This window comes from Bradyrhizobium sp. 33ap4 (genome assembly GCF_032654765.1).
In the GTDB taxonomy this organism is placed as follows: domain Bacteria; phylum Pseudomonadota; class Alphaproteobacteria; order Rhizobiales; family Xanthobacteraceae; genus Bradyrhizobium; species Bradyrhizobium australafricanum.
Genome location: NZ_JAUMTJ010000042.1, coordinates 63,616 through 84,222, shown reverse-complemented (window position 1 = coordinate 84,222; position 20,607 = coordinate 63,616). Strand labels below are relative to the sequence as shown.

The window sequence follows — 20,607 nt, the reverse complement described above, 5'->3', positions numbered from 1 at the left end:
GCTTTCCTGCAAAATCGAATACTACATCAAGACCAATTCTGCTTATTTCTCAAGTCAATCCGCATTCTTCACGGACGCCCAATGAGCTCCTAGTCAACCAAACTAAACCATCTGTCTAGCTCTTCAGCTTCAGATCCAATAGGGTTATTTAGGCTTCAAAGAGGCGAACAGCATCCTCGCGCAATCAAAATCTTCTATCAGCGGGCCCGAAATTTAGTTGGGCTTGCACGCCACATCGAAGGCGATGGTTTTGGGGTGGACGAAGGCGAACTCCCATACCCTATTGGTAGTGGACCTTGAGGCCAGGTCGGTAACCCCGGCGATGAGGCTGCAAAAGCTGAAGCCCGCTGCCTTTGTCCATTATCAATCACGCCCCACCAAATCGTCTTCTCGTGACCATCCAACGCAGCTAGTTCCGAAAAGCGATAAACCGGAAGTGGTTACCGGATCTTTGATTTCCTGGAGCACCGAACTGTTGCGAACTGTGATGAAATCGCGTCAGCGCCAGCGCTTCTCCTTCGTGTCGTAGGCGCCGGCAAGTGGATCGGTCATAGACATCAGCTCACGCTTTAGCACTTTATTGCTGGTGTTAACCCTAGGGAGTGCGGAAGTGAAGGCGACGTATCGCGGCACCTTGAAGGCGGCGAGGTGCGCACGAGCATGCTCGAGAATGCGCTCCACAGTCAAATCATCTGGTGTGATGCCCTCTCTCAGCTCGACACAAATCTTGACCTCTTCTCCGCGCGCCACGTCGCGAACGGGCACGGCGGCCACATCCGCAATCTCGGGAACCTCGCGGATGACCGTCTCCACTTCAAGCGCAGCGATGTTCTCGCTCGAGCGACGGATCATGTCCTTTGTGCGCCCCACGAGCCAATGAAAGCCAAGTTCATCGCGACGCATAAGATCACCGGTCTTGAACCATTCGCCTTCAAACAAGGCCGCATTTGCTTCCGGCTTGCCCCAATAGCCCTTGAATATCCCGCGGCCCCTCACCCACAGCTCGCCGACTTCGCCCACCGGCGTGGGGCTGCCATCCTCGTTCACCAGCCGCAGCCTTCGAAAAGGTGCACGAATCCCGACCGAACCGGAGTCGGCCAGTTCGTCGAAATCCTTCGACATTCGTGTGCCGAAACCGATCTCCGTCATCCCGTATGCCTCCTGGGTGGGCACACGAAAGCGCTTTCTGAATTGGCGCACTGTGACAGGACTCCAGCCCCAGTTCAGGACCTGCTTCAGGGCAGTCGTCCCGTCCTCGTTGGCGGCCTCAGCTTGGCGTGCTATCAGCTGGGGAAACTGACACCACTCGATGCGGTGGTGTTTGACCCAACTGATGAAGCGCGTCGAGCTGAGTTGCGGAGCCAAGTATAGCGTGCCTCCTTGTCGATACGAGTTTAGAAGATGCGTTGGCGGATCGACATAGAAGAACGGCTGCGCAGATAGATATCTCTCGTACGGCTGCTCGTCCCAGCACGCGCCCTGGCACGAAAACACACCCCAATAGTCGTGCGTCAACATACAACCCTTCGGAAAGCCCGTTGTGCCCGAGGTATATTGAATGTTTAACAGGTCGCCGGGATGGATATCCTCCTCCACCGGAGTGTCGCTGATGCCCTTCAGCAATTGGTCAAGGCTAATGGATGTGCGGGCGGAGCGCTGTCCAACTAAAACTACTCGCTCGATGGCGAGATCTTGCGGCCAAGGCTTCATCGCCGAAAACGCTGACCATGCCGACTCGTCGACTACGGCGAACTTGGCCCGTGTATCGCCGAGGACATGTTCGATCTCCCTTGGCGTGTAACGCATGTTGACCGGCGTCATCACCGCACCGAGCTTTGCGATTGCGAACCAAAGGATCGGGAATTCGATGCGATTAGGCAGCATAACCCCGACGCGATCGCCCTTGCGGACGCCGAATGCACGCAGAGCCTGCCCATATCTATTGGACAATCGGTCCATTTCTAAATAGGTCGCGCGCTCGCCCCTGTCGAAAACGTCGATTGCGATCCTTGAGCCGTGCGTCCTCGCCCGCGTTGAAACCAGCTCTCCGATCGTGATCGTCTCATATGCGGATTCTAGCGCTTCGTTTCTACGCAGCACATTTGCGACGCGCTCCTGCAGCTGGCCTTTTGTGAGTTTCATCGAGTTCATCATTGAGACCTTAGCATTCCGGGGACATAGAAAGGTTCATGGGACACGGAGAGGCTTGCCAAAATCCGCATTTCTCGGACGACGGCCGTTGAGGTGGCCAATCGCCAATAACATGTCACCCCCTCTGCTACAGATTTCCCAGACCCTGCCTGTCCGTGCAGCATACGCATGAGCAGACGACCGCTAATGTGGCGCCTATATCAGAGGAGCTCAAAGTGGCAACGCATGGCTCCTCATTAAGTGTCAATGTCGAACGGGGGGCTCCCCGTTATGATCCGTCAGACTCGTGTGATCGATATATTCTGCCTACTGTTCGATTGCCGTTTTTGCAGAACGGCGTTCACTCACGTACTCGAGTGTGCGACGCGCAATCATCAACTACACCTGTAATCATCAGTTCTCCTATCGTAATGAGTTGTTCCGTAAGGGGGTGTACGACGTTGGTAATTTTGGTACATCATCAATAACAACAGAGACACTACCTACTCTGGTGAGAAAATATTGTGGTCGTTCTTCGAGAGGTGGCAGGCTTTGCATGCATCAGAGTTTAACGATGGCGTTTGGGTTAAGTGGTCGATGGACTGCTGCTTCCGACGGATCGCTTGCAAAGCCGACGATTTACCATGATCGAGCGCTCTTCCTTCACCAACCCTTTTGGAGGGGTGTCCTCACGATCGCGAAGGCGGAGAGAGCTCCAGCCACGATGACGCCGCCTTTCCTGACGCAACGAGGGTTTCGAGACGGAAGACGCTAATGGCGGGGCGATCTCGTTGAGTCGCGTGGTTGATTTCCGCCCTAGCGCGAGATTTCGCCGTACAATCCTTCAGCAAAGCAGCGCTCTGCGGACACCCGGGATTTTTTCGCCGATTTGGCGGCTGGACGCGAAATTCCGATCGCCTGCTTTTGTAGGCTTGTGTAGCAACGATCAGTTTGGGCTGCTTGGCAGACGTGAAAATACGCCGCGCGTTCGATGAGCGGTCTCCGGAGCAAGATCGCAACACTGTCTCACATCAAGATCGTCGAAAAGCGTTTTGTTGCATTTGGACAAGTAGCGCTTTTGTGTCTCGTGGCGCAAATTCAACTCAATGCCATAACGAACTATGCGGTACGACCGGAGTGCCAGGACCGAGGCTATGCCGGGACATGCCCCATCTTAAAGCCCGGGAAGTATCTCCAGACGCCACACCATCTCGCTATCCGAGCACGAAGTACTTCATCGATGAGATGACGACTCAGGCAACCGCGTAGTGCTCACTTTCAGAAGGAGAGGCGAATTGTCGCGCGGTGGCAACTACCAATTATCGGGAATTGCCTCGGGCCCTCAGCGAAGGCGAAATGCGCACGCTAGATGAGCCGAAAAGCAGTTGCTAGCTGCCAGTGGCGAAACTCGCGAGACCGCGAATCTTTCCTCAAACAAAAGGATTGCAGGCGAGCCAGGAGCCGATATGTCCAATCTGCCCACGCCACAGACGTTCGCCGGCGATCGGATCGCCGATCCGCTACGTTTTCCGACCTTCCGGCGCCTCTGGCTTGCGGGCCTGCTCGCCAACCTCGGTATCCTAATCCAGTCCGTCGGCGCAGCCTGGATAATGACCCAGATGACCTCGTCCGCGGACCAAGTTGCGCTGGTGCAGACGGCGGTCATGCTTCCCGTGATGCTGATCTCTATGCCCGCCGGCGCCATCTCCGACATACATGATCGGCGAATCGTGGCGCTGGTTGCACTCTCGGTCTCGCTTTGCGGTTCAACCGCGCTGAGTGCGCTCGACTGGTTGCGCATTACGACACCGAATCTGCTACTCTTCTTCTGCTTTGTGATCGGAAGCGGCATGGCATTGATGGGTCCGGCCTGGCAATCCGCTGTCAGCGAGCAGGTGCCAACCACCGCTCTGCCGGCGGCGGTCGCGCTCAATAGCATCAGCTACAACATCGCTCGTAGCTTTGGGCCTGCGATCGGCGGAATTGTAGTTGCTAGCGGGGGCGCACTCGCTGCTTTTGCGCTCAACGTGGTTCTATATCTCCCGCTTTTAGTGACGCTGTTGCTCTGGGAAGGTGTAGCCGAGCCGCCTCGGTTGCCGCGCGAACGGCTCAGTTCTGCCATTGTTGCAGGCGTACGATACATCGCAAATTCGCCGTCGATCATGGTTCTGCTCACCCGCACCATGCTTACCGGCGCGATCGGCGGCTCGATCTCCGCACTGATGCCCTTGGTCGCGCGCGATTTGTTGTGCGGTGGCTCACAAACTTAGGGCATCATGCTCGGCGCTTTTGGTGTCGGGGGCCGTCGTCGGAGCTCTCTCTATTGGAGAGCTACGCAAGCGAATAGTCGGCGAAGCAGCGGTGCGCGCTTGCTCAGTGTCGATGAGCAGCGCGATCGCGGTGGTCGCGCTCAGCCGCGACCCGGTACTGACCGCCTCCGCGCTGGTCTTGGGAGGCGCCGCGTGGACGATAACGTGGACACTATTCAGTATCGGTGTGCAGGTCTCTGCTCCGCGCCGGGTAGCCGGCCGCTTGCTTGCGGCCCATCAGGCTGCGCAGTGTGGCGGAATGGCTATTGGCGGCTGGTGTTGGGGTCGCCTGACCGATGTCGCCAGCGTCGAGATCGCGCTACTGGCTTCCGCCGCGCTCATGCTACTCTCGTCTCTTCTTGGACTCTGGCTGCGCATGCTACGCATCAGTGCGCACGGCCAAGACGCTAAAGCGCTGGCCGAGCCCGAGGTTCAACTCGCCCCACCGACCGCAGCGGACCGCTTGTGGTGGAGGTCAAATATCGCGTAGCGCAGGACAATACGCGCGCGTTCCTGAATATCATGCAGGACTTACGGCTTTACCGCCAACGCAATGGGGCTAATGGCTGGTCAATAGCCCATAATATCGCCGATTCTGAGCTGTGGGATCGAGCGCCACCACTGTCCGACGTGGCTCGATTATCTGCGCCAGCGCAATCGCTGGACCAATCCGAGCGGGCCTTGGATGGTCAAGCGGCGGCTTTTCACATTGACCCCAAACCCGTACGCATCCGCCGCATGCTGGAGCGCCAACTCGGATCGGTATGCTGGGACAAAGTCGCCCCCGCCCGTACTGCTACCCAAGTGCTATCCGGTGATTGCAAGCGTTGCTGAATCGACCAGTAGCCGCCGATTAGGACCAAGAGTTCCGACGCCGAATTGGATCTCGCATGGATTGTTCCGCCGCAGGAAAATCATAGTGTGTAACTGCGGCGAGCGCCTGAAGTTTGAACAGCTGCGTAGCCCACCGCCACCGGCCTTGACATCACGGCTGGAATCATCTCGGCGGAATATGACAATGGCCCGCAGGTCTCCGGAGACTTGCGGTGGAGTGAACCTGTCATGGCAATACGACATCTCACGCATCGGCCGCAGCTTGCCTTTCTTGATAGCGCAGCAAGGCATGAGCTGTTCGGGCGTTACTCCTATTTGACCTGCAATTGGTTCCACCTACATCGTGACCGACCGCGGCGAGCTGCAACGCAGAGGCTATCGACGCCGATCCGGGGAGTTCTTGGCACGATCTGATACCCAGATCTCGTGCGGCTGCTCAGCTCAGCAAGGGGAACATCTCATCAAGCACTCCCGGCCGGATCGTACGAAGATGGCTTCTTCCTTTCGCCGCATTTCAAACCAAAGTTAATGATGCTGTAGACGCGTCCTACGTCGACCTGCCATCGCGCTTACGTCTCTTGCAGCGGATGGCAACTATGCCGTTCGAATTCCCAGTCTTTGCATGAGCCCGGTCAACACACTAACTGCCTCGCGAGCTAGATCGAGACGTTGGTATGCGCCGACGAGCAGGGACGTTGGACGTTTGTCACAGAAATACGCAATCATTCAGACCTTCGTCGATCAGTTGACCGCATGCACAGACCAACATGCGGCTCAACAGAGCATGGCGTATATCACGACCGCGCTCAACTTATCCTGTTTCGCATATCTTGCACTACCCCATAGGCCCGGGACTCCGCCCACCTTAATTTCGACTTATCCGTCCTCCTGGACAACTCTGTACTTGCAACGCAAGTACGAAACCATTGATCCCGTTGTACGTCGAGCGATCTGCCAGACTGAACCCTTTCGATGGGGGCTCGGATACGAACCTCGACGTCAGTCGGACACCGAGCGTGAGCTATTCGAACAAGCTGCCGCATTTGGCATTCGTTGCGGACTCACATTTCCGATCCACGATAATGAGGGCGCGCTCGCCGCACTGAGTTTTGCAGCGGACGAGCGTCGCACCAATTTCGAGCGATCGATAATTGAGCACGATCAACATCTGCGACTAATCGCTATGTTTTTCCATGCATATGCAAGACGTCTTTCGGCAGCGGATCGCGTCGTCGGCGGCGCAGTGTTGTCTCCTCGCGAGTTTGAATGTCTCGAATGGTCTTCTCGCGGCAAATCCGCCAGCGAGATCGGAATTATCCTCGGCATCTCTCAGCGGACCGCCGGCTTTCACCTAGATAACGCCCGAGCAAAGCTCGGGGTTCGCTCGCTTCGGCAGGCCGTAGCGCTTTTAGCCGAGTCAAAATCTCGAAGATAGGTCGCGCCTCTCGATAAGACACCTGTGCGACTACACAGGATGCGATTACCTCGGATTCCTGCTTGAGTTGCCGAATCAAAGCAGGGAGGCACAAATGATGCAGCTCATCACGCCGCAGTACTACGGCGAGTTTATCGGCGATCTCGCCGATATGCACCGGCTACGCTACCGCGTTTTCAAACAGCGCCTGGACTGGAATGTTCAGGTTAGTGGCGACATGGAGGTCGACGAATTTGACGTCCTTAAGCCGGTTCACCTGCTGTATCGTTCGATGCATGGGAGGATTCAGGGTTGCGTCCGCCTTCTGCCGTCGATTGGACCGACCATGCTCAGAGACATTTTTCCAATCCTGCTGGACGGACAACGTGCGCCGCGAAGCGCGCAGGTATGGGAAAGCAGCCGTTTCGCTCTTGATCTTCCAGGTGATGCCCCGAAAGCGGGCGGCGGACTTGCTGCTGCCACGTACGAGCTCTTTGCAGGTATGATCGAATTCGGTCTCGCCACTGAACTTGTAGAAATCGTCACCGTCACTGATGCTCGCATGGACCGTATTCTTCGGCGTGCGGGGTGGCCCCTTCGTTCGATCGGGAAACCTCGACCACTCGGAAATACGATCGCGCTAGCGGGCTATCTGGAGGTGTCCACCGAAGCTTTGGAACGCATCCGCGAGGCTGGCCGCATCTCAGGGCCGGTGCTCTGGGCCCCAGTCATCCGAGCTGCCGCCTAACTTGCGGAAGCCAAGACAGGTTCCGTATGTTTCGCTGCATTTTGGGGCAGCAGCCCCGGTTGTTGAAGCCTACGATGCACAATTTCCATCGACGACGCCCTTCCCTGCAAGCCAGCAGAGCTCTCGAGCTGAGACATCTGAGATCAGCCGTCGCCGCGGCTGATTGCGGAAGCTTTCGTCAAGCTGCAGAAGTGCTGAGATCGCAACAATCGAGCGTCAGCAGGCGAATCGGAGAGATTGAGCACCACTTGGGCGTTGCCATCTTTGAGCGTCATAGCGGAGGCGTGCGTCCGACGCGGACTGGCCGCCGTATTCTTCGGCTGGCAAGGATGATTGTGGAAGAGTTTGACGCACTTGTCGCGACCGCAAAGTCAGTTCAGAACAGAGAAGGCGGTCATCTGAGTGTCGGCTTCTGCAGCTCCCTTTCGGCGGGAAACCTGAAAAACTCCCTGCTCGAGTTCAAGCAGCGATACCCTCAGATCAAAATAGCGACAATCGAACGATCCCGAACATGTCTGGCGGCAGCACTTCGCAACGGCGTGGCCGACGTGCTGATCCTGCCCGGGCGTCCGGCATTGTTGGACGCTAAAGCCCTTCCGCTGTGGAGCGAGCGCGTCCTTGTTGCGTTACCTCAAGACCATGTCCTTAGTTCGCGTGAGACGGTTAACTGGGTCGACCTGCGGGAGGAGACGGTGCTGCAGGGACATTTCGATCACGAAACGGAACTTGAAGACCTCCTTGTTGCGAAGCTTGGATCGGCGGGCGATCGTCCCAAGATCGAACGCCACGACGTCAGCCGAGGCAGCATCAACAGTCTGATTAGCATCGGAGCCGGCGTAGGCCTTGTGCTCGAATCTGACATTGCGGCCAATTTCGCCGGCGTGACTTACCGAGAGCTGCGCGATAACATCGAGCCCAGTCGGTTCTACTTTTCGGCTTATTGGCGAGCCGAAAATGAAAATCCGGGGTTGGCTGTCTTCCTCCAGTTGGTTTCTGAGCGCCACCACTGCGTCGGCTCGGTCGTTGACGCGTCCAGGCTTCCAAAACACTGTCGGCTACCGCGGTAAACCACCACGAGCGGCGAGGGCTACGCGATTCCGGCGCTCACCGGAAGTTCATGATGATGATGTTACTTTGATCAGCCTGGCGCGCAGTCGCTCGTCGACTTGCCCTGCGGATCGGCCCGCCCTTTGAAATCCCGAAGAACATAGATCGGCGCGTTCGTCCAGCCCCGTGGTAGGTCGGGTCCCTCGTCATGCCGTGCTCTGATTCTCGAACAGACCGAGAAAGCGCGCAGCTTCGGGCGTGCACATGGATGTCGGTGGCAGCTGGCGTTCGGAGTCCCTATTGTCGGATCTCGCATAGTCGTTCTGCGCGCGGCCGACTGGAGGTATTGCCGTTCGCGGGGGCGGGATAGTCCCACTTAACTACTGCATGTCGGACAGCCAAGGATATTTCGGCACCCTACCTTATTGCTTGCGAGATGGCGGGCGAAGCAATGCGCGATAGCCGCGCACGAGCTCACGCCCTGCCTTCACCAAACGGATAGTTCGGCTACGAACGTCGTGCGTCTTCCAGCCACGCTCAGGGACGCGTTGTCTCCCAAACAACACTTCGGCGATAACGCGATAGGATGCGCCATCCATGTGCCCATCTAGCGCTCGCAGCGCCAAGACCAGTCTTTCCCGCTGCTGTGCTGATAGCCGATGATACGGAGGTCCGACCGGACGGCCGTTAATGGCGCGCCAGAGCCGATGTGAGGCATAACCACGAATTTCGTAGTCCGCGTCGTACGGAAGTTCGGCGCAATAGAAAGCTCCGACCTGCGGCGCCTGTTTCAGCCAAAGGTGATGTTGCACTCCCTGAATGTGCAAGACGGCGTGCCAACCATCCGAAGCCCTTTTAATACTGCCTGATGCTAGGTCAGCGAGCAGTAGCGGCGCGCAAATGACCTGCGAGGCAGACGGGCTACGCACTATTGGCACGACGCTCGGCAAAGCCTCGGGTGCCCAGAAGATGGTTTGCTCGAAGAAGGACCGCTGGGGGTCATGCGCGAAAGCAGACTCCCCATCTCCTCCGAAACTCGGCGCTCACACTTCCGCTCTGCGAGCGGACCTCCCGATAGGCAATTCGGTAGTTGGGACTTCGCCTGAGCGACTCCCAAGCAAGATTTGCCCTGTCCCCTGCTTCAATCGCGCGCTGATACGGTTCCGGTGAGCGCCAGTCGGGCTTCGACATGCAAGTGATCCCCAATTAAATTGCGAGGGAATGTCTATAAAGCCGGCGGTTGCGAGGCAAGTCGCCAATGTCGCATCGCGTGATGCGTAGGAGCGATCACCTTGGAATGAAGAGAAACCTATTCTCGACCTCGGATTTCAGATGACAAAGGTTTCTATTTGGAGGCTCCGCCGCGCAGCAAATGCCGGTAACCGTGGTCTGCCATCCAATTTGCTCGCACCAGGTGAGTGTCAAATGCATTGCGGGCGCGCGCCGGCTCATGATCTGGATCGATACGCAATACTATGCGAGCCACTTCTTTCCAGTCTGCCCCCTCAGCCATGGCATCAAGGAGGCGCCAATAGATCGCCAGATGCTGCTCATCGTAACTCGTAAGCATTGGATCATTCGGAGCAAACTCGGCGACGTCAGATTCGAGTGGCGGCGTCTGCATGGTTCCTACCATCAACCTTGTTGTTCAACGTTACTCGATTTCTGCAAGCATGGCCCTACGACCGCTGTAATTCTGCGAGTATAACACAAATTGGCAGAATAACCTTATTATCGGTGTGTACCTCGAAAGACCGTCCTGCATTCCAACTCGTCCTCGGCTTGGGAAATACATACTATAGGAGATAAACCTCATAGTATGTAAAGACGCAACTTGCGCAGATGGACATGCGCAAGTTGGTAGGCCGGAATTTCTCCAGGCTGCGGAAGCAAAAGGGCTTCACGCAGGAGAAATTCGCGGAGGCCTCTGGCTTTACTCAGCAGTACATCAGCGGCCTTGAGAATGGCCGGCGCAATCCGACGGTGGTCACGTTGTTCGAACTCGCAAGCACGTTAGGCGTCAGCCATGTTGCCCTCGTCATGCCTGATGAAGAATTTTCCAGACGCCCCAGAGCGCCGCCGGATTCGTAGACGCTGCATCAGATTGATTTCCGGTTCGGCGCCGCCCTTGCGATAAGAGCAGATCATCGGAAATTTGAAGAAGCACGAGGCAGCGTGGACACTTATCGCATCCATAGGACGATGGCCGCGAGAGTGACGACGGTTCGGTAGTTTTGGGCGGTCTTTTCGAAGCGGGTTGCGACGCGACGGAACTGCTTGAGCTTGCTAGAGCAGCATTCCACGAGATGGCGCTGGGCATCGAGATGTTTGTCGAGCGGATATTTGAGGGCTCGCGAGGGGCTGTTGGGATGACGGCGAGCGCGCCCTTGGCTGCGATGGCTTGGCGTAAGTGATCGGCGTCGTAAGCGGTATCGGCCATGACGACCTAGGCGGGCAATCCCTCGATCAATGTGACGGCTTGTGGTGCATCGCCCTTCTGGCCAGCGGTGAGTGTGAGCCGTAAGGGACATCCCAAACCTCGTATCTTGGTGCTCAAGCCACCGCGCGAGCGCCCGATCGCTTGATCCTCAGACCCCTTTTTTCGCGCCGGTGGCGTGCTGATGCGCCCGGACGATGGTGGAATCGACGATCAGATACTCGAAGTCCGGATCATCGGACAGCACCTCGAAGATCCGCCACCACACACTCTTGATTGTCCATCGACTGAAGCGCCGGAATACGTTGTTCCAATCCCCAAACGCCTCCGGAAGATGACGCCAGGGAAAGCCGGTGCGTACGATCCACAGCACCCCTTCCACGAACATCCGGTTGTCACGCCCGGTCGACCTTTCTGGTCAGGCCGGCCTATGATCAGCGGCGCCATGCGCTCCTAGGCCGCGTCGCTCAACACGAAACGATCCATCACACCCAAGGCGGCCTCCAAAGAGAAGCCTTGAATCTGATTTGCGCTAAAAAGGAATCCTAAGAGTCCACACTACCTAGGCCTGCATGCCGGTCACCGATCTCTGCCGCAAGTCTGGCGGCAGCGACACCAGTATCTGCAAATGGAATCCAAGTTCGGGGGCATGGAGGTGTCAAAGGCCAAGCAGCTGATTCTTGAGAACGAGAACGCGCGGCTGAAACGGCTGCTGGCGGACGTCAGGCTAGATCACGCGGCCATGAAGGACCTTTTGAAAAGAAATGTGATGCCGCAGCCAAGCGGAAAGCTGTCGCTCATCTCCGAGGCGCCTTCCGGCGTGAGCGAACGGCGGGCGTGTAAAGCCGTCGGCTGCTGCCGCACGACCATGAGGACCGACGACTTGCGCGGACGAAGTCGCCATTCGCCAGCGCATGAGCGCGATGGCCATCAGCACCACGCTTAGGCTATCTGCGGCTGCACGTTCTGCTCAACCGAAAGGGCTAATCATCAATCACAAGAAACTGTACCGGCTCTACCAAGAAGAGAAGCTTACGGCGCGCCGCCGTGGCGGACGCAAGCGTGCGATCGGAACCCGGGCTGAGATGACGAGGCGATGGCGCCGAACGACCGCTGATCGCTCGACTTCCTGTCGGATCAGCTCACCGATGGCCCCCGCTTCCGTATCTTTACGGTAGTCGATGACTACACCCGCGATTGCTTGGCGCTGGTAGCCGACACCAGTGTCTCCGGCACCCGCCTAGCAGGCTGTTGAAGAACTCAGCCGCGTTCGCAAACGAAGGCTGAATCGTCGCCATTGTGGATGTAGAAGTGGCAACGAGCCTGCCCGCGGTGCCGATCATGGCCCATTCTCGACCACAGGACGGATCATTCTCGTCGTGCCCTTCCCATGAGAACTCGGCGCAGGCCGATCCGTCGCGGGTGCCGTAGCGCACATCCAGGAAGCCCTTGAGAGCCCCAAGGGCTATTTCACCATCGGACTTGCCCCGGCAGGTGAGATGTGCCTCTTCGACAAGATCGAGGAAGTCACTATCCCTGACGTCCATCTCGACGATGCGCCAGCGGCCTGCAAAGGCCTTGGCGAAGCCGGGCACCTTGGTCATCAGCCGGTCTCCGCGATCAGCTCGGGTGCGACGCGATCACGGCCACGGAAGCGGGTCTTCTCTTGCCCCGCGATCGTCTTGATCCAGCCGAATGCCTCCTCGATCCGCTTGCGGATGCGCTGGCTGACAGCATAGCCGCCGTGCCGGGTCGTTCGCCCGTCAATCGTAGAACTGCGGCCGCTGGTGTTCTGTGCCACATGCGGCGTCACGTTCATCGAGCGCAGCTCGTTGACGAAGTCTTCCACATCGTAGGCTTTGTCCGCGCCAAGCGTGATCACTGTCTGCCGGTCAGCACGAGGCTCGATCATCCGCAGCGCGGCCACCCGCTCGGCATGACCGTCGGCCTACGTCAGGCACGCGTCGACCAGCAGACCGCGACGGTTCTCCATCAGCCCGTGCCCAATGAAGCACAGCTTCGTCTCCTTGCCTTTGCCCTTGCGTACAGCCTGGCGTCTGGATCGGTGGTCGAGGCATGGGTGTCATTGGAGCGTTTCTGGCCGTGGAAGCCCGCTTCGGCATTGCGGCCGCCGCCTTGCGCCGGCGGCTCGCCAGAGCCATCCTTCGGCTTGACACTCTTCATCGAGGCCCAAGCCTCGATCAGCGTGCCATCGACCGAGAAGTGATCACTCGACAGCAGCTTCTTCACCTTGGGCTGCGCCAGCACCGCCGCCAGGAACTTCGCCGCGACGTCACCTTCCAGCAGCCGGTCGCGGTTCTTCGAGAACACCGAATGGTCCCAGGCCGCGTCGCCGACGCCGATGCAGACGAACCAGCGGAACAGCAGGTCGTATTCCAGCCGCTCCATCAGAAGCCGCTCCGAGCGGATCGAATAAAACGCCTGCAACAGCATCGCCCGCAGCAGCTTCTCCGGCGGAATCGACGGCCTCCCAATCGGCGAATAAAGCGCGGCGAGCTCGCGTTCCAGCACCGCCAGCGCCTCGTTCACGATCGTCCGGATCGCTCGCAGCGGATGATCACGCCGTACCCGTGCCTCCAGGTCGACGTAGCTGAACAACTCGCCCGTTCGATTGTCGCCGCCGCGCACGCACCACGCGGCAGGCTCAAGATGGTGGTCAGCGACAACGGCAAGTTCACCAGCAAGCTATCATGGCATGAGCTGATCAGAGCCGTGTCGCCCGGCACTGCATCGGCGCCCGGTCATGGCGCGGGCTTTTGTTCGGCGCTCTTCTCTCCGCGTTAACATCCCTTCGTTTTTACCGCTACTTCGGACATTCCATATGCCAGAAACTCGCGCGACTTTGTCGGCGAATTTCCGGCACAGAACAATAGTAGGAAGGGATCCGTGGCGTGTCACTCACCACGGTCACGGGGTAAACGTACTAGCTCAATCGTTGACAGTGCTCGCACTTCGGACGGCCGCCAGTGCCGGAAGTGAGATATTGTTTCTCGATATTGTTGCCTTCTGTGCACTTGTCGTTATCGTGATAAACGTTTTTAGTGTTCGGCTTGCTTGAATGAAAAGGCGCTGCTTAAGTCATGATTGCGGTTGCAAGCGCTCAACTGCTGAACGCTCAGCGGCTATGGAAAACACCACTAGATCGTAGCGATATCGGCGTGACCTTCTCGCCGAGGCTTATCGATCGCCCGACGACTAATGGCGAGTTGACCTTGGCACCTCAGCAACGACAAAAATCAGCATTTATGCGCACTTATACGCCGTCTTACTGCTGGACGGAACGAGATCTGGCCGCGAGCTGCGGTCTGGCTTTTACGATTCCGGCCCTGGTGCAGCTGATGCACGCGCAGTGTGGAGAGCAGTCGAAAATGGCGAAGCTGCCAAAACTGGGGCCGCACGCTCAGCTTCTTGGCAGACTGGCCTTGAGCCGCCTATGCTAGCAAAAACCAACCGGAGTTTCTTGAGTCCTACCTGAGGGATCAGCGCTCTCGAAAGCTCGGTGATTCTGCGAAGCCAGCCTAGCCGACCAGCCAATGGCCGGCAGCCTACTTTGCGCGTGCGAGCTACCTTTTCATATGCCACCGAGCTCGCTCGCGCTCACGGTCGGAGTCAATCCGCGACCGGCCATACTCGGCAGCCGGCTACTTGAACGGCGGCAACAATAACAACGCTCGCACGCGAATCGACCAGCAGGATGAGATCCAAGCGGGCACCACCGAACTCAACATAGTGCCCGAGGCGATGGAAAGCGCCGTCCCATGCCGAAAACGAAGCGTTGAAGTCACTGCAGGGTAGACGTCGGCCACAGCAGCTAGGTGCACCGCGATGATAGCCAATGAATTCGCGCACTGGCTATCACGGCAAAGTTCATCAACGCATGCCGTGGAAGAAACCCGCATAATGGTCGATCGCTGCGCGGAATGGCGATCCCGCAGGCTGAAAACCTGCCATCTACGATAGTATTGGCCTGGGTAAAACCGTTGTGCGATTAGTCCGCGCATGGAGCAAACGCGGACAGAGATGAGGCATAAGCGCTTGAGACTAGCTTGTAACAGCAGCACGCCTTTTGCTCGAGAGATTCGCGCTGGTCGATCTGCAAGACCCCGCGCATCTTGCGAATAACCCCTTGTTGTTCGAATCGAATTAGCGTCTCGGTGACGCCGGCGCGGCGCAATCCCAAAACCGAGGAAAGATAGTCGTGAGTAACTGGCAGCACGCAAGCGTCAACAGCGTCACTCGCTAGACAGAGCCAACTCGCAAGCCGCTGCTCGCGATCGTGCCGAACTCCGCACAGTCCTGTCTGGACGCACTGAAAGGTCAAGGCCTGAAGGTATTCAAAGAGGCGCTCTCGGATGCCCGGCCTCTCCTTCATCAGCCGGCGCAAATTTTCAACCGGAATCCTGTACGCGCTTCCAGGAAAAAGCACCACAGACTGATGCGGCGAAATATGTCCACCCCACAAGAACGAAGTGCCGACGGCCCCCCGATATCCTATAACTGCCGTTTCGAGCATGCTTCCCGCCGCGATCACCCTTAGCGAGACGAGCCCCGATTCCATGAAATAGACGTGTTCGACAGGTCTTTTCGGTTCTTGCAGAACCATACGTTCTCTCAGGACGATCGGCTCAAGGCTTCCTCCTATTGCGGCAAGGTCTTCGAGAGATAGTCTCGCTAGAATCGCGTTTTTGAGCGAGGCCTTCTTGGAACCAATGGAAAGATGTCCGTGATGGACGGGCTGGGTGGCGGATACCCGCTTGAGAGCTCTATCTCCACGAGCGTCAGGCACTTCGAGGACGGTGGGCACGTGATCGGTCACTGTCCCTTCTCCTAACATGCGGCTTTCGATACCGCCGCCTCACTGACACGAAAACTTGATCACGACTTTAGCACTTACCGTTATTCCAATTGGTGCAATAAGGATCGTGCCAACGCTTAAATTTTGCGCCAAAGGCCCGCTCTACAACGGATTCAATCATCCGCGTCGAAGCCGGACCTGCACGTGTTTCTGGCATTTTCGCAACGAGCTCGCTGGCGCCGCCTTTGATAAGAGCCGCTCGTCTGGTTCGGCTCAATGGCTCAATCACGAAGCCGCAGGTTTAATCGGCTAGAATTGGCGATGGAGGAAGCGCCCACTATCGGCCGATGAAGCCGACGGGGCCGGCGTGGCACCAAGGACCCCGAGATAGCGATTGCGGTTTAGGCGTCGTTGGTCGTGCTTATCGGCATGCCACTGCGCGACTATTCAACTATTCCGTCGATCTTGATGGTCTATAATGGTTGCCAACGCCAGCGGTAGCGGTGACGGCTCCCAGATAACCCGACATCTATCGTTCCGTGAGAAGAGCTGCGGGGGGCCAGGTGCGCCAGCTGGTCCAGCCAGCGACTCTGCGTTGGCGCGCAATCCACGCCTGGATCGTGAGCGTAGCTCTGAGGCCCATTTGATTGGCGCTTGACGTCTATTTTGAGCGCGGGGTACGCTGGCGCGGCTTCCATATTTCCGACAATGCGTTGACGGCGGCCTCGAGCGCCCTCCGGTCGACGACGTTGGGATCGAACTGCTCGGGGCCCCAGAGGCGCATTTGTTCGTGTTCCGGATGGTTGGGGTCGCTGATGGCGTCGAGGTATTCGGTATAGCCTGGCGCACCGCCGACATCTTCCAGAGGACAACGGCCGGCGGCCTCAAGCAAAGGGGAAGTCCCTCCGTTGTCGTGTTGTCGAACCACTTTTCGAGCTTGATCACGTGATCCCAGCTATCGCCGAAGTCGTAGAGATAATGGATCGTCTTCGCGCCGGTCTCTTGAACGATATTGGAGAGCCGCGTCTTGCGAGCATCGATGGGCTGAGGGCCAAAATCTCCATCGGGATCAGGGATACCCCAACGTCCTTCGCCAGCCAGGAACTCGAAGAGATGGCTATTCGTCCAGCCAAAACGCCGCCTGAAGCGTCAGATGCAGCCGATCAAGGCGCAGCGTGAGCGGCACGACGAGGCATCGCATCACCTCCGGCTTCACATCCTTGAGGTTCACCTTGATCCGGACCGCGGTCGTGTTCAGGCTCATGCCGCCAGCCTCGGATCGTGTGCATGCATCGTGTAGATCGACGCCCAAGGGAGCAGTTCGTCCAGTCGCGCCGCAGGCCAACCATTGACGAGCTTCGCAAGAACATCAGCGAGCCAGTGCTCGGCACCGACGCCATTGAGCTTACAGGTCTCGATTAACGAAGCCAGGACTGCCCAATTCTCGGCGCCCTCGTCGCAACCGGCAAAAAGGGAGTTCTTGGCGTTGAGCTTGATCGGCCGCATCGCACGCTCGACAGCATTCGTGTCCATCTCGATGCGCCCGTCATCAAGGTAGAGCGTCAGGCCGTCCCAGTGACGCAGCGCGTAACGCAGGGCCTTCGCCGTGTCGCTCTTCTGCGCAAGGTGATCAAGCTTGGCCTCATACCACGGCTTCAAGGTGTAGCCAGAGGTCGGGCATGCGCCTGCCTGCCAGCACGGCGCTCGGCATCCGATCGGCCGCGGAGCGCTTTCTCGACCGCGTAGAGCTGGGCGATGCGCTCAAGAGCCTCGCGGGCAACCGGAGCTGGCGCCGGCGCCGCCTCCCGCTCGATCTTCACAAACTGGCGCCGCAGATGCGACCAGCAGAACGCGAGCGTCCCGGACAGTGCGTCCGCACGCGTCTCTCGGGTCATGGTCTTGTAAGCCTGATAGCCGTCGCAATGGATGATACCGCAATAGCCCTCGAGCAAGCGCAAGCCATGAACGGCCCCATGGCCCGGTGCATAGGCATAGACCACCCCAGGTGGGTCAGGTCCGGCCCACGGCCTGTCATCGCGCGATAGCGCCCAGAAGTAGCCGGTTTTGGTCCTGCCGCGTCCCGGATCCAACACCGGTGCGGGGGTCTCATCGACACAGAGCTTCGAGGAGGTGAGCAGAAGCTCGCGCAGACGATGCCACAAGGGCTTCAGTTCCTGGGCGGCATAGCCGACCCAGAAGGCGAGCGTGGAACGGTCCAGCGCTATTCCGTGCGTCGCCAGCATCTGCGCCTGGCGGTAGAGAGGCAAATGCCAATGATACTTGGCATCGATCACATGCGCGACCAGTCGCTCGGTGGGCAATCCTTCCCTGATCAAGGGAGCGGCGTGCTGGAGGACGACGCCTTGACAGGCGCGGCAGGCCAGTTTGGGTCGGCGGGTGACGATGACGCGATACTGCGCCGGTACGACGTCCAATCTCTGGCTCTCATCGTGACCGATCTCAAAAAGGACGCCTGCGCAGCACGGGTAGCAGGTTGCAGCGGGCATCAGGGTCTCGATGATGCGCGGCAAATGCTCCGGTAGCTGACCACGGTTGGCTCTGCGCTCGGCCGTCCTCTTCTCGCAGGTTCTGGGATTGGCACGGTCCTCGACTGTTTCGAGAGCCGCGACGGCCTGATCGATATCCTCCAGAACAAGCTGGAGCTGATCAGCGTCCAGCTTTTCCGAGGACCGACCGAACTGCGCATCTTTTGCAAGCTTGAGCAACCGCTCGAGCCTGGCGCAGCGATCCAGCAGAGCCGCGGCAAAGATGCGCAACTCGGCCGGATCGCTCGGCAGCTCATCAGGCAAATCACTCATTGGCCCAAGACTGCCATGCTTCGCGCCCCGATGCAGCGAAGATTTGTATCTTTACGCAAGCGCTTTCGGCTGCGGGATTCGAGGCGCGTGCATCCGTGTCCAATCCATGCCGGCCAGAAGGGCGGACAGCTGGGCAGCATTCATCCGCATCACGCCGGCCACGATGGGAGGCCATTTGAAGCCGCTGCCATCGAGCCGCTTCCAGTACATCACAAGGCCGCTGCCATCCCAGACGACAATCTTCGCCCGATCGGCGCGCTTCGCACGGAAACCACCGCCCCGCCCTTCATCGGGTCATAGCCCTGCGTCTCCTTCGCCAACAGCGCCAAGCCCTCCGCACCTTTTCTGAAGTCCACAGGTTGCGTCGCCACGTAGATCATGAGGCTCGCGGGCGGCGTCAGCATGAACGTGTCCGTCGAAGCGCCAAGAACACATCACTCAACACAGCAAGGCCAGGCCCCCGCGCACCTCCACTCGTGCCCCCTGGAGCTCAACCGTCACTACGGTACGCGAATTCTCAAGGGCCTCAACGGGGGGAATTCCTGGGCGCGCACGCGCGCCATGCGCAAACGAAATTCTATCCAGTTGGATTCAGCGGCTGATCCTACGGGTTCCTACATGGCTACGGCAATCGATTTCAAAGCAGAGAGCGAGCTCCTTTCGCAAGTCTGCGCCACCTTGGGACCGCTCGCCGACCATCATCTTCTTGACCAAGAAACTGAAAGCAACGGTGCCGCAACTCGCAGCGAAGCGGTTCCGTGTCTCTTTGATCAAACGCAAAGTAACGCACCGCAATCAGTATTGCGGGCGCTGCATCACTCGAAGCCGAGTCCTGAAATGAGTTGGCCGAGTGGCTCGCGCCTCGCTCAGCTCCGAGTTCGTGCGCTGGAGCTTATCGACGAGCATGCGGTAGAACTCATTCATCGGGAAGATCGTCTAACCAGCAAGCGGCCGCGACGTGCGGTCGAGAAAAGATCTTGCCAATTTTCTCGGGGGCCTTGTTCTGGTGGTATCGCATATACACCCGCCCATCGTCCCCCAAGCCCAATACCTCTATCTTTCCTGTGTAATGAGACATGATGTATTTGAATGTCTTCTCGATGCCACTAAGACGCTGGTTGACGCCGCGGACAATCTCTATCCCCCGTCGCAATGCGACCTGAAAATGGGATGCGCCCTTCACCGGCCTCGCTTGAAAGAGGTAGTAAGGGCGCACTCCGATTTCATGGCATTTGGCGAAGGTCGCTGCCACTACCTCCGGATCATCGTTGACTTTTGCGAGAAGTACGGACTGATTGAGGAATTGGACCCCTTCTGCTCGCAAAGAGCGAACCTTGTGCTCCGCGTCCGAGGAGATCTCACCTACGTGATCGAAATGTGTGACGATTATTGGAGTCTTACCCGACCGGAGGATTCGCTCGAAGAATGCCGGTAGAGCAGAATCCTCAAATCGCCCTGGCTCATAGGCAAGCATTTTAGTGCCAAATCTAATCGAATTTAGATGTTTGATAGGCAGCAAATGATTGAGAATTCTGTTTAGTTTTGCCGTGCCAAGCACGAACGGATCACCTCCCGATAGTAATACATTCGTCATCTCAGGATGGCGCGCAATATACTGCGCCACCTGATCGAAGTCGGGTGCAATTTCATCGGAAGGCTTCCCAACAATACGCTTGCGAAAACAGTAACGGCAGTACGAACCGCAGCGTTCCGTCACCAGCAATAAACCAGTCTGCGCGTACTTGTGCTGGAGTCCTGGGACGACCGTGTTGTCGAGTTCGCCGCTCGTATCCAGGGTGCCCGGACTCTCGAACTCCTCGACTGAGGGCTCCACAATGTGTTTCAACTGATCGTAGTAGCCACTTTTTGTGATCTGTTCGCGATAGAACTTTGTGACATGATAAGGTGTGATGTTGTTGACTTGCAGTTCACATTCGCTAACGACACGAGCTTCCTCGATGAACTTCACGACGTGTGCTCTGCAATCCAGTGGATCAGCTGTGGCTTCCATTCGGCACCTCGTCTGCCCAGATCACGCGCTTGGTTAAATACA

At 57.9% G+C, this 20,607-nt stretch carries 17 protein-coding genes and 6 pseudogenes; 9 read left to right on the top strand and 14 right to left on the bottom strand.

Annotated elements, in window-relative coordinates; all coding sequences use genetic code 11:
- Positions 1-498 precede the first annotated feature (498 nt).
- Positions 499-2,142, bottom strand: a complete 1,644-nt coding sequence (locus Q2M23_RS28850) for a class I adenylate-forming enzyme family protein (protein ID WP_316397819.1) — start codon at positions 2,140-2,142, stop codon at positions 499-501.
- Positions 2,143-3,596: 1,454 nt separating this feature from the next.
- Here Q2M23_RS28850 and Q2M23_RS44125 point away from each other — a divergent pair.
- From Q2M23_RS44125 to Q2M23_RS28830, 6 genes are all read left to right on the top strand, one after another.
- Positions 3,597-4,400 (top strand): MFS transporter, encoded by an 804-nt coding sequence (locus tag Q2M23_RS44125; RefSeq protein ID WP_410469784.1) that lies wholly within the window; start codon positions 3,597-3,599, stop codon positions 4,398-4,400.
- The gene (locus Q2M23_RS44120; protein ID WP_410469783.1) at positions 4,384-4,929 is read left to right on the top strand and encodes an MFS transporter; all 546 of its coding nucleotides are present in this window, start codon (positions 4,384-4,386) and stop codon (positions 4,927-4,929) included. The genes Q2M23_RS44125 and Q2M23_RS44120 overlap by 17 nt, the downstream gene beginning before the upstream one ends.
- Complete coding sequence (locus tag Q2M23_RS44115) at positions 4,905-5,273, top strand: MFS transporter (protein WP_410469782.1); 369 nt, start codon at positions 4,905-4,907, stop codon at positions 5,271-5,273. Before Q2M23_RS44120 ends, Q2M23_RS44115 begins: the two co-directional genes overlap by 25 nt.
- A gap of 703 nt (positions 5,274-5,976) precedes the next feature.
- Positions 5,977-6,708 (top strand): autoinducer binding domain-containing protein, encoded by a 732-nt coding sequence (locus tag Q2M23_RS28840; protein WP_410469781.1) that lies wholly within the window; start codon positions 5,977-5,979, stop codon positions 6,706-6,708.
- A gap of 94 nt (positions 6,709-6,802) precedes the next feature.
- On the top strand, positions 6,803-7,435 hold the full coding sequence (locus Q2M23_RS28835) for an acyl-homoserine-lactone synthase (RefSeq protein ID WP_316397817.1): 633 nt from the start codon (positions 6,803-6,805) through the stop codon (positions 7,433-7,435).
- A 26-nt stretch (positions 7,436-7,461) separates the two neighbouring features.
- Complete coding sequence (locus Q2M23_RS28830; protein ID WP_410469780.1) at positions 7,462-8,502, top strand: LysR substrate-binding domain-containing protein; 1,041 nt, start codon at positions 7,462-7,464, stop codon at positions 8,500-8,502.
- A gap of 402 nt (positions 8,503-8,904) precedes the next feature.
- Here the strand turns inward: Q2M23_RS28830 and Q2M23_RS28825 are convergent, their stop codons facing one another.
- The 3 genes from Q2M23_RS28825 to Q2M23_RS28815 all read right to left on the bottom strand — a co-directional run bounded on the left by Q2M23_RS28825 (position 8,905) and on the right by Q2M23_RS28815 (position 10,106).
- Positions 8,905-9,294 carry a DUF2285 domain-containing protein gene (locus Q2M23_RS28825; RefSeq protein ID WP_316397823.1) on the bottom strand — a complete coding sequence of 130 codons (390 nt, stop codon included), beginning with the start codon at positions 9,292-9,294 and terminating at the stop codon, positions 8,905-8,907.
- A 187-nt stretch (positions 9,295-9,481) separates the two neighbouring features.
- Positions 9,482-9,673: a transcriptional regulator domain-containing protein gene (locus tag Q2M23_RS28820; protein WP_316397815.1), complete on the bottom strand. Its 192-nt coding sequence runs from the start codon at positions 9,671-9,673 to the stop codon at positions 9,482-9,484.
- A 154-nt stretch (positions 9,674-9,827) separates the two neighbouring features.
- Positions 9,828-10,106: a DNA -binding domain-containing protein gene (locus Q2M23_RS28815; protein ID WP_316397814.1), complete on the bottom strand. Its 279-nt coding sequence runs from the start codon at positions 10,104-10,106 to the stop codon at positions 9,828-9,830.
- 218 nt (positions 10,107-10,324) lie between these two features.
- On the opposite strand from Q2M23_RS28815, the gene Q2M23_RS28810 reads away from it, so the two are divergent.
- Positions 10,325-10,573 (top strand): helix-turn-helix transcriptional regulator, encoded by a 249-nt coding sequence (locus tag Q2M23_RS28810; protein WP_316397813.1) that lies wholly within the window; start codon positions 10,325-10,327, stop codon positions 10,571-10,573.
- Positions 10,574-10,665: 92 nt separating this feature from the next.
- Here Q2M23_RS28810 and Q2M23_RS28805 read toward each other — a convergent pair.
- Positions 10,666-11,366: pseudogene (locus Q2M23_RS28805) on the bottom strand (IS5 family transposase).
- Between the two features lie 119 nt (positions 11,367-11,485).
- Between Q2M23_RS28805 and Q2M23_RS28800 the strand changes: the two are divergent.
- A pseudogene (locus Q2M23_RS28800) lies at positions 11,486-12,165 on the top strand (IS3 family transposase); the annotation flags it as partial.
- Positions 12,166-12,179: 14 nt separating this feature from the next.
- On the opposite strand, the pseudogene Q2M23_RS28795 reads toward Q2M23_RS28800, so the two are convergent.
- Both Q2M23_RS28795 and Q2M23_RS28790 read right to left on the bottom strand, forming a co-directional pair.
- Positions 12,180-12,523: pseudogene (locus Q2M23_RS28795) on the bottom strand (hypothetical protein).
- A pseudogene (locus Q2M23_RS28790) lies at positions 12,523-13,568 on the bottom strand (IS5 family transposase). The pseudogenes Q2M23_RS28795 and Q2M23_RS28790 overlap by 1 nt, the downstream one beginning before the upstream one ends.
- Before the next feature lie 452 nt (positions 13,569-14,020).
- On the opposite strand from Q2M23_RS28790, the gene Q2M23_RS28785 reads away from it, so the two are divergent.
- Complete coding sequence (locus tag Q2M23_RS28785) at positions 14,021-14,380, top strand: hypothetical protein (protein ID WP_316397812.1); 360 nt, start codon at positions 14,021-14,023, stop codon at positions 14,378-14,380.
- A gap of 548 nt (positions 14,381-14,928) precedes the next feature.
- Here Q2M23_RS28785 and Q2M23_RS28780 read toward each other — a convergent pair.
- The 7 genes and pseudogenes from Q2M23_RS28780 to Q2M23_RS28755 all read right to left on the bottom strand — a co-directional run bounded on the left by Q2M23_RS28780 (position 14,929) and on the right by Q2M23_RS28755 (position 20,565).
- Positions 14,929-15,756, bottom strand: coding sequence for a Crp/Fnr family transcriptional regulator (locus tag Q2M23_RS28780; protein ID WP_316397811.1), 828 nt, complete (start codon positions 15,754-15,756; stop codon positions 14,929-14,931).
- Between the two features lie 640 nt (positions 15,757-16,396).
- Positions 16,397-16,812, bottom strand: a pseudogene (locus tag Q2M23_RS28775) (plasmid pRiA4b ORF-3 family protein).
- A gap of 40 nt (positions 16,813-16,852) precedes the next feature.
- The gene (locus Q2M23_RS28770) at positions 16,853-16,999 is read right to left on the bottom strand and encodes an IS1096 element passenger TnpR family protein (RefSeq protein WP_316397810.1); all 147 of its coding nucleotides are present in this window, start codon (positions 16,997-16,999) and stop codon (positions 16,853-16,855) included.
- Positions 16,996-18,554: pseudogene (tnpC, locus tag Q2M23_RS28765) on the bottom strand (IS66 family transposase). Before tnpC ends, Q2M23_RS28770 begins: the two are co-directional and overlap by 4 nt.
- A gap of 51 nt (positions 18,555-18,605) precedes the next feature.
- The gene (gene tnpB, locus Q2M23_RS44110; RefSeq protein WP_410469779.1) at positions 18,606-18,764 is read right to left on the bottom strand and encodes an IS66 family insertion sequence element accessory protein TnpB; all 159 of its coding nucleotides are present in this window, start codon (positions 18,762-18,764) and stop codon (positions 18,606-18,608) included.
- Complete coding sequence (locus Q2M23_RS28760) at positions 18,764-18,958, bottom strand: IS66 family insertion sequence element accessory protein TnpB (RefSeq protein ID WP_316397809.1); 195 nt, start codon at positions 18,956-18,958, stop codon at positions 18,764-18,766. The genes tnpB and Q2M23_RS28760 overlap by 1 nt, the downstream gene beginning before the upstream one ends.
- Before the next feature lie 512 nt (positions 18,959-19,470).
- Entirely contained in the window at positions 19,471-20,565 is a 1,095-nt protein-coding gene (locus tag Q2M23_RS28755) for a lysine 2,3-aminomutase (protein WP_316397808.1), read from the bottom strand.
- Positions 20,566-20,607: the final 42 nt, after the last annotated feature.

What these genes read in the sequence shown, in the direction of transcription:
- Q2M23_RS28850 (WP_316397819.1), bottom strand. Translation starts at nt 2,142, where the DNA reads ATGAAACTCACAAAAGGCCAGCTGCAGGAGCGCGTCGCAAATGTGCTG.
- Q2M23_RS44125 (WP_410469784.1), top strand. Translation starts at nt 3,597, where the DNA reads ATGTCCAATCTGCCCACGCCACAGACGTTCGCCGGCGATCGGATCGCC.
- Q2M23_RS28835 (WP_316397817.1), top strand. Translation starts at nt 6,803, where the DNA reads ATGATGCAGCTCATCACGCCGCAGTACTACGGCGAGTTTATCGGCGAT.
- Q2M23_RS28830 (WP_410469780.1), top strand. Translation starts at nt 7,462, where the DNA reads ATGTTTCGCTGCATTTTGGGGCAGCAGCCCCGGTTGTTGAAGCCTACG.
- Q2M23_RS28820 (WP_316397815.1), bottom strand. Translation starts at nt 9,673, where the DNA reads ATGTCGAAGCCCGACTGGCGCTCACCGGAACCGTATCAGCGCGCGATT.
- Q2M23_RS28815 (WP_316397814.1), bottom strand. Translation starts at nt 10,106, where the DNA reads ATGCAGACGCCGCCACTCGAATCTGACGTCGCCGAGTTTGCTCCGAAT.
- Q2M23_RS28810 (WP_316397813.1), top strand. Translation starts at nt 10,325, where the DNA reads ATGGACATGCGCAAGTTGGTAGGCCGGAATTTCTCCAGGCTGCGGAAG.
- Q2M23_RS28785 (WP_316397812.1), top strand. Translation starts at nt 14,021, where the DNA reads ATGATTGCGGTTGCAAGCGCTCAACTGCTGAACGCTCAGCGGCTATGG.
- Q2M23_RS28770 (WP_316397810.1), bottom strand. Translation starts at nt 16,999, where the DNA reads ATGAGCCTGAACACGACCGCGGTCCGGATCAAGGTGAACCTCAAGGAT.
- tnpB (WP_410469779.1), bottom strand. Translation starts at nt 18,764, where the DNA reads ATGTACTGGAAGCGGCTCGATGGCAGCGGCTTCAAATGGCCTCCCATC.
- Q2M23_RS28760 (WP_316397809.1), bottom strand. Translation starts at nt 18,958, where the DNA reads ATGCTGACGCCGCCCGCGAGCCTCATGATCTACGTGGCGACGCAACCT.
- Q2M23_RS28755 (WP_316397808.1), bottom strand. Translation starts at nt 20,565, where the DNA reads ATGGAAGCCACAGCTGATCCACTGGATTGCAGAGCACACGTCGTGAAG.